The 6,849-nt window shown below is 50.2% G+C and carries 7 protein-coding genes; 5 read left to right on the top strand and 2 right to left on the bottom strand.

Annotated features, from left to right (window positions below; translation table 11 throughout):
- Positions 1-69 precede the first annotated feature (69 nt).
- Positions 70-762 (bottom strand): hypothetical protein, encoded by a 693-nt coding sequence (locus B2118_RS03940; RefSeq protein WP_428053413.1) that lies wholly within the window; start codon positions 760-762, stop codon positions 70-72.
- 94 nt (positions 763-856) lie between these two features.
- Here B2118_RS03940 and B2118_RS03935 point away from each other — a divergent pair, with 94 nt between their 5' ends.
- The 5 genes from B2118_RS03935 (at position 857) to B2118_RS03915 (ending at position 6,106) form a co-directional block, all read left to right on the top strand.
- Positions 857-2,083: an NAD(P)/FAD-dependent oxidoreductase gene (locus B2118_RS03935; RefSeq protein WP_428053412.1), complete on the top strand. Its 1,227-nt coding sequence runs from the start codon at positions 857-859 to the stop codon at positions 2,081-2,083.
- Positions 2,084-2,087: 4 nt separating this feature from the next.
- Entirely contained in the window at positions 2,088-2,759 is a 672-nt protein-coding gene (locus B2118_RS03930; RefSeq protein WP_428053411.1) for a toxin-antitoxin system YwqK family antitoxin, read from the top strand.
- Between the two features lie 158 nt (positions 2,760-2,917).
- Positions 2,918-4,282, top strand: coding sequence for an acetate kinase (locus B2118_RS03925; protein ID WP_428053410.1), 1,365 nt, complete (start codon positions 2,918-2,920; stop codon positions 4,280-4,282).
- Positions 4,283-4,427: 145 nt separating this feature from the next.
- Positions 4,428-5,045: a DUF47 domain-containing protein gene (locus B2118_RS03920; protein ID WP_428053409.1), complete on the top strand. Its 618-nt coding sequence runs from the start codon at positions 4,428-4,430 to the stop codon at positions 5,043-5,045.
- An 11-nt stretch (positions 5,046-5,056) separates the two neighbouring features.
- The gene (locus B2118_RS03915; RefSeq protein WP_428053408.1) at positions 5,057-6,106 is read left to right on the top strand and encodes an anion permease; all 1,050 of its coding nucleotides are present in this window, start codon (positions 5,057-5,059) and stop codon (positions 6,104-6,106) included.
- A 69-nt stretch (positions 6,107-6,175) separates the two neighbouring features.
- Here B2118_RS03915 and B2118_RS03910 read toward each other — a convergent pair.
- Positions 6,176-6,849: hypothetical protein (locus B2118_RS03910; protein ID WP_428053407.1), on the bottom strand; the 674-nt coding region annotated here is incomplete at its 5' end.

Raw genomic sequence — 6,849 nt, 5'->3', positions numbered from 1 at the left:
TGTGAGCAGTAGTTATAAAAATCCCCAGGCACTCGCCCGAGGATTTTTTAAGTCTAAATTATCTACGCTTTATTTTTTCCCAGCGCTCTGGCCGCCCATTAGGGCCGATAAGTCCGGCATCTGCCCGGCACTTGCCGCCTGCATTATGGCGGACATATCCGGCACACCTGCCGCCGGAGCCGCGTTGTTATCTCCGCCGCCCTTATTTGCGGAGCCGCCACGGTTAGACGAAGCTGCACTCCCCGCGCGGGAAGTATTGCCCCGGTTACCAGCGGTCTTTTGGTCCTTTTGTCCGCCCGCCTGCGGCACGCCCGTTTGCGGGGCGGAAAGCCCAAAACTGTTCATCATTGCTTGCACTTGGCTCATTGCAGCGGCTTGCGCTTGCTGTTGGTCGCCGCTATCCTTTTTATCCCCCTCTTTGGGGCCAGCATTTTGATTTTTGTCGGTCTTCTGGGCTGCCTTACCCCCTTTACCCGCGGCCGGAGCTTGCGGGGCCGCGTTGCCTGTTGTTGCCGGGGCAGTCTGCCGGGTGGCGGAAACATCCGCCTGTGCGGTGGAAGCAGACGGCTGGGAATTATTGCTCCGTTGCGTGCGTTGCTGGCGCGCGCCGTAACTGCTAAAAGTGCGCGTGGCAGGTGCGGAAGAAGACTCTTCCGTTTGTTGGGAGCCGAAACTCGCGCGCGAGGTTCCCCCCACGCGGTACATTTGGGCAGAAGCGGTAACGCTCAATCCTAAAATAAAAAGTAAAAATCCAATTCTCATAAACCCCTCCTTTTTGGCTACTTTTTATAGTATATACTTACCCGGCGGACTGTCAAGAGTGAAAAGCGCCTCTTTTTTTGCTAAACTGTATGAAATGAATTTGCCTATCTACGACGTAATTATTATCGGTGCGGGTGCCAGCGGGCTGATATGCGCGCGGGAGTGCGCTCGCCGCGGCAAAAAAACGCTTTTGTTGGAAAAAGACGCCCTGCCCGCACGCAAAATTTTGGTTAGCGGCAACGGCCGCTGCAACCTGACAAACGCCAACGTCTCGCCCGAATACTACCACGCGGACCCAGAGTTAATTTCGTCCGCCTTAAAACAATTTTCGTTCCAAAACGCGCTTGATTATTTCCACCAGTTGGGCGTACTCACGCAAGAGGAAGCCTTGGGACGCATTTTCCCGCAGACGGGCAAATCCACCGCCGTAGCCGAACCCCTTAAACTGGCCGTAAAAGAGGCCGGGGCCGAACTTTTAACCGGGCAAGAAGTAATCCGCGTAAAGCACGGCAAAACCTTTTTACTTTCTACTAAGCAAGGCCAAACCTTTCAGGCCAAAAAATTGGTGCTTGCGTGCGGTTCGTGCGCGTACCCGCAACTAACGGGCACAAACGCGGGCTACGAACTCGCCAAAAAACTGGGCCATACCCTTATCACGCCGCGCCCCACATTAAGCGCGCTCTGTGTAAAGGAAACCGCTGTCGCCCGCTTGACGGGTATCCGCAGCCAAGTGGTACTGTCGGCCTGGCAGGATAAAACCCTGCTAGCCCGGGCGGAAGGCGAAATTCTTTTTACAAATTACGGTGTAAACGGCCCCGCGGTACTTAACGTTAGTTCCGCCGTATCGCGCGCACTAACGCACGGAAATGTGCCACTGACGATTAACTTTTTCCCGCAAATAAAGGAACCTAAAAAATTCTTGGAAGAACGCCTAAAACAATTCCCCGATAGAAAGCCCAAGGACTTTTTTGCCGGGATTTTGCACGAAAGCATTGCTAATTTGCTGATTGATTTTATAGGGCTTCGTAAAAATATCCCTATGCGTGAGCAAACCCCAAACAGTTTAAAACGTATAGGGGAAACGCTCTCCGCGTGGCCGCTTACGGCCGTGGGCTTACGCCCGTGGACCGAAGCAATGGCCGCGACAGGGGGTGTAAACACGAAAGAAATAAACTATAATACATTTGAGTCCCTCAAATGCCCTGGGCTGTTTATCACGGGCGAATTATTGGATGTGGACGGAAAAAGCGGCGGATTTAATTTACATTTTGCCTGGGCCTCGGGCTATATAGCGGCCAAAAATGCGTCGGAGGAGAAATAAGCGTATGGTAGATATCGTTAGAAAGACAACCAGTTTAAACGACCCGTTGCACGTCGGTTTTGTGCGCACTTACTATGTGGACGGGAAGGAAGTGTATCAGGAAACCTTGGATAAAAACTTGGATATTGAAAAACACTCCGGCACGATGCCCGACGGGATTGTAAAGGAATTTTTTGAAAACGGCAAAGTATATTTTGAGTGCGAATTTAAAAACGGGCAGAGAAACGGCATTTGCAAAATTTACTTTGAAAACGGAAAAGTAAGCATTGAAAAATTTTACAAAGACGGTATGCTGGAAGGCAAAGCCCGCGTCTTCCACCCGACAGGCCGCCTGTATAAGGAATTGTCGTACGTGGATGACATCCAAGACGGCAAAGAAGTAAAATACTACCCGGACGGCAAAGTATTGGAAAGCGCCGAATATAAAAAGGGATACTTAAACGGCGTGAGCAAGGTCTATACGCCCGACGGCGATTTGCGCTCCGAGTGTACCTATAAGAACGATAAAATCGTGGGCGATAAAATTATTTATCACCCCAACGGCACGATTGCGCTTATCTCCCCCCACAAGGACGGAAAACCCCACGGCGTAACCAAAAAATTCAGCGAAACGGGCGCGCTTATTGAAGAGTGGTTCTTTGAAGACGGCGTTTTGACGCTTAAAAAGGCGCACTAATCTTATTTGTAACCGCAACAGAACCCCGGGTCCGCCCTGGGGTTCTTGCTTTATAAATCCAAACGCACCGCGTTTCTTTTTGCTACAATAATAATGAGGAAGGATTTTCCTTCAAAATTCCGCTCCTGCGGGAGCCCTATATAAGGATTCTAAACCAAATGATTATATTGTTTTTAAACTGCGGCAGTTCTTCCGTCAAGTACAGCGTGTACGACTGGGACCAGAAGAAAAGCCTTTGCGCCGGCGCGGTAGAACGCATCGGCATTGACGGTTCCTTTATCTCCCAGGACCGCAACGGTTATCCCACCTTTGAATTAAAAAGAAATTGCAAAGACCACAAAGACGCCATTAACCTGGTGATTGAAACGCTGACCGATAAGGAACACGGCGTAATTGAAAACGTAAACGTCATCAGCGCGGTAGGACACCGCATCGTGCACGGCGGGAAATTTGCCAAATCCGTCATCGTGGACGACAGCGTAGTAGCGGAACTGAAAAATATTTCCGACTTAGCCCCCTTGCACAACCCGGCGCACATTATGGGCATTGAAGCCGCCCGCGCCCTGTTGCCCAACGTTACGCACGTTTGCGTAATGGATACCGCCTTCCACCAGACGATGCCTGCGGCCTCCTATATGTATGCGTTGCCGCGCAAATGGTACACCGATTACCAAATCCGCCGCTATGGCTTCCACGGCTCTTCCGTTTTATATACCTCCCGCCGTGCCGCCGTATTATTAGGCAAAAACGTGGACGAGGTAAACACTATTGTCTGCCACATTGGCGCAGGCGCCAGCGTAACTGCCGTAAAGAACGGACAATGCTTGGATACCTCTATGGGTTTAACCCCGTTAGAAGGCCTTGTTATGGGCACGCGCTCGGGCGATATGGATCCGTCCATCTGCTTCCATATGATGAAGAAACTCAATATGAGCCCGGACGAAATGTACACCATTTTAAATAAAAAGAGCGGTATGTACGCCCTGACCGGGGACCGCTTTGCCGACCAGCGCGACGTGCGCAAGGGTGCCGCCAACGGCGACGAACTGTGCAAACTGGCCTTGGAAGTGGAATCCTACCGCGTTAAAAAGTACATTGGCGCGTATATGGCCGCCTTGGGCCGGTTGGACAGCATTGTCTTTACCGCCGGGGTGGGCGAAAGAGCCACCAACATCCGCGAAATGATTTTAAAAGGCCTTGAAAACTTTGGCATTATCTTGGACGAGGAGCGCAACAACGCTGCCGACACAAACAAGGCCGAGTGCCGCATTTCCGCCGACAATTCGCCGGTGAAAATCTTTGTCATCCCGACGGACGAAGAAATCGTCGGCGTGCAAGATATTGTGGCCCTCTTGGCCGGAACTTATGACGTATATACCAAGTTCCGCTATATCTTCCAAGAGAAAGACTACCGCAACAAACTGCGCGATGCGGCCTTTATAGAAGAGGTTAAAAAACGCCCCTTCCTGTTAAAGGCAGCCGTTAATTTGCCCGAGCAGTTAAAGCAGGAGTTAAACAAGTAGTTTTGATGTGCGCCCGTTTGGTTATTCAAACGGGCGTTTTTTTAAAGCAAAAAAGCAGTACAGACGTAACCCTCCCGGCCGAAGCAGATTCGCACCGGGCCCGCAAGATGCAAGATGAACGAAAAAAATTAATTGGAGCATACTTATGTTCTTACCCAAAGAAGTAAAGTTTTTTGATTTGTTTGACAAGCAGGGCGAAAATATCGTCCGCGCAGCCGAGTTTTACAAAAAACTCGTTGACAGCGGCGACTTTACCCCCGAAAACATCCGCGAAATGCACGAAATTGAACACTATGGCGACGAACTCACCCACACCACCATTAACACGTTAAACGAAACCTTTATCACTCCGTTTGACCGCGAGGATATTTTGGCCTTAGCCAACCGCTTAGACGATATTGTAGATAGCATTTACCTGCTGGCGAACCGCTTTTGTATGTACAAAATCCATAAGCCGACCGAATACAGCAAAAAAATGGGAAACACCATTTCCCAAACCTCTAAGGCGCTCCAAAAGGCCCTGGCCTCTCTGCGCAGCAACAAAAATATGAAGGAAACCCTTATCCAATGCGTGGAAATCAACCGCTTGGAAAACGAGGGCGACGTCCTGCGCGACGAAGCCATTACCTATTTGTTTGAAAACGAAAAAGACCCCATTATGATTTTGAAACAAAAGGAACTCTACGAACTGGGCGAAACGGTAACCGACTTTTGCGAATATGCCGCCAATATGGTGGAATCTATTTTGGTTAAAAATAATTAACGGAGCCCGCTATGTTGTGGATTATCTTCCTAATTATTTTGGCGTTATTCTTTGATTATTTAAACGGCTTTCACGATGCGGCCAACTCGGTGGCTACGGTGGTTTCCACGCGCGTGTTATCGCCCAAGGTGGCGGTGGCGTGGGCGGCGTTTTTTAACTTTGTAGCCTTTTTGGTCTTTCATACAGGCGTAGCCAAAACCATCGGCGCGGGCATTGTGGATATTCACTTTGTGGACGCCAACCTCGTCTTTGGCGCGCTAATGGGAGCCTGCGGGTGGAACATCCTTACTTGGTGGTGGGGCTTGCCGTCCAGTTCCTCGCACGCGCTCATCGGCGGCCTCATCGGGGCAGGCTTTGTAAAAGGTGGAGTAAATGCCCTAGTTTCCGGCGGGATTTTAAAGACGATCTTGTTTATCTTTTTATCTCCCCTCTTGGGCTTTTTGCTCAGCATTATTATCGGCACGATAGTCTTCAACATCTGCCGCCCGTTTAACCCCTACAAGGTGGACCATTTCTTCCGCAAAGGGCAATTGCTCTCCGCCGCCGCTTATTCCTTGGGCCACGGTGGCAACGATGCGCAAAAGACTATGGGCATTATCAGTATGCTCCTTTTGGGCGGACTTGCCGGGCAGGAAGCGGCCCCCATCCGGGACTTTCTGCTCACACACGAAGAAATGCACCAAGTAGCACAAGGCGCGTTTATTGTGCCGCTTTCGGTGGTACTTTTGTGCCACGGATCTATTGCGCTCGGCACACTTTCCGGCGGGTGGAGAATTGTCAAAACAATGGGGCAGAAGATTACCCGCTTGCGCCCGGTGGACGGCTTTTGCGCAGAGTCTGGCTCGGCTATTTCGCTGTTTATCGCCTCGTTGTTGGGCGTACCCGTCAGCACCACGCATACGATTACGGGCGCGATTGTGGGTATCGGCTCTCTGCGCCGTTTGTCGTGCGTGCGCTGGGGCGTAGCCAACCGCATTGTGTGGGCTTGGTTTATTACGATTCCCGCCGCGGCCCTGATTTCCGCCGCCTGCTACCTGCTAAAAACGTGGCTTATTAAATAAGGAAATTTATTAAAGGAACCGCCCCGGGAAATACATCTCCCGGGGCGGTTTTTATGTGGAAAAACTTCTTTACCAACCGTTTCTAACGACACCACACTGATAATGCTCAGTAATTAACGTAGAGCGGTCACTACAATATTCTACATCGCAATAACTATTTCGACTAGAACAGGCGATATTACAGGTTTTTTTGCTTTCAGAGCGTGTACAAGTAGCATCATGCCTCTCCCCACCGACAACATAAACCCAATCCCATTTATAACATATCCCATCTGGCGGCTCCATAGGGGCTAAAAAACAACACTCGGCCTTATGGCTTTCCTTGTAAACAATACCTTCGCAAGGGTCCAAAGGCTCCAGTCCGGGATCACCAGGAATACTAGGAGTTTCCCCATTGCAATTCACCAAAGCCAAAAGTTTTACCTTTTGGTTATCACTCGTTACGCGCTCTTCCCATTTTAACGTGCAGTTGCTAAGTGCCGCCCCTGTATTCACGTGCGAAGATGTCGGCTGCGGAATATCATTTCCCGCTAACGTAAATCCGTCAGTCGTTGCACCGTCATAAAGGCTTGCGTCCTCCGAACCGCTGACAGATAATTTATTGGCGCGCAGAGTTGCCGCCTTTTGTTTAAGTCTATTTACTGCGTCTAACGTGGAAATATACGAATCGTTTTTGACCGTTGTTTGCCCGCCATTTACATACACGTTATTCAAAAGTGCACTGGGCGTACCGCTGTTTACGG

Origin of the sequence: Candidatus Avelusimicrobium stercoris, from assembly GCF_002437085.1 — a bacterium.
Lineage (GTDB): Bacteria > Elusimicrobiota > Elusimicrobia > Elusimicrobiales > Elusimicrobiaceae > Avelusimicrobium > Avelusimicrobium stercoris.
Note: the sequence above shows the minus strand (reverse complement) of the source record. Positions and strands in the feature narration are given on the sequence as shown.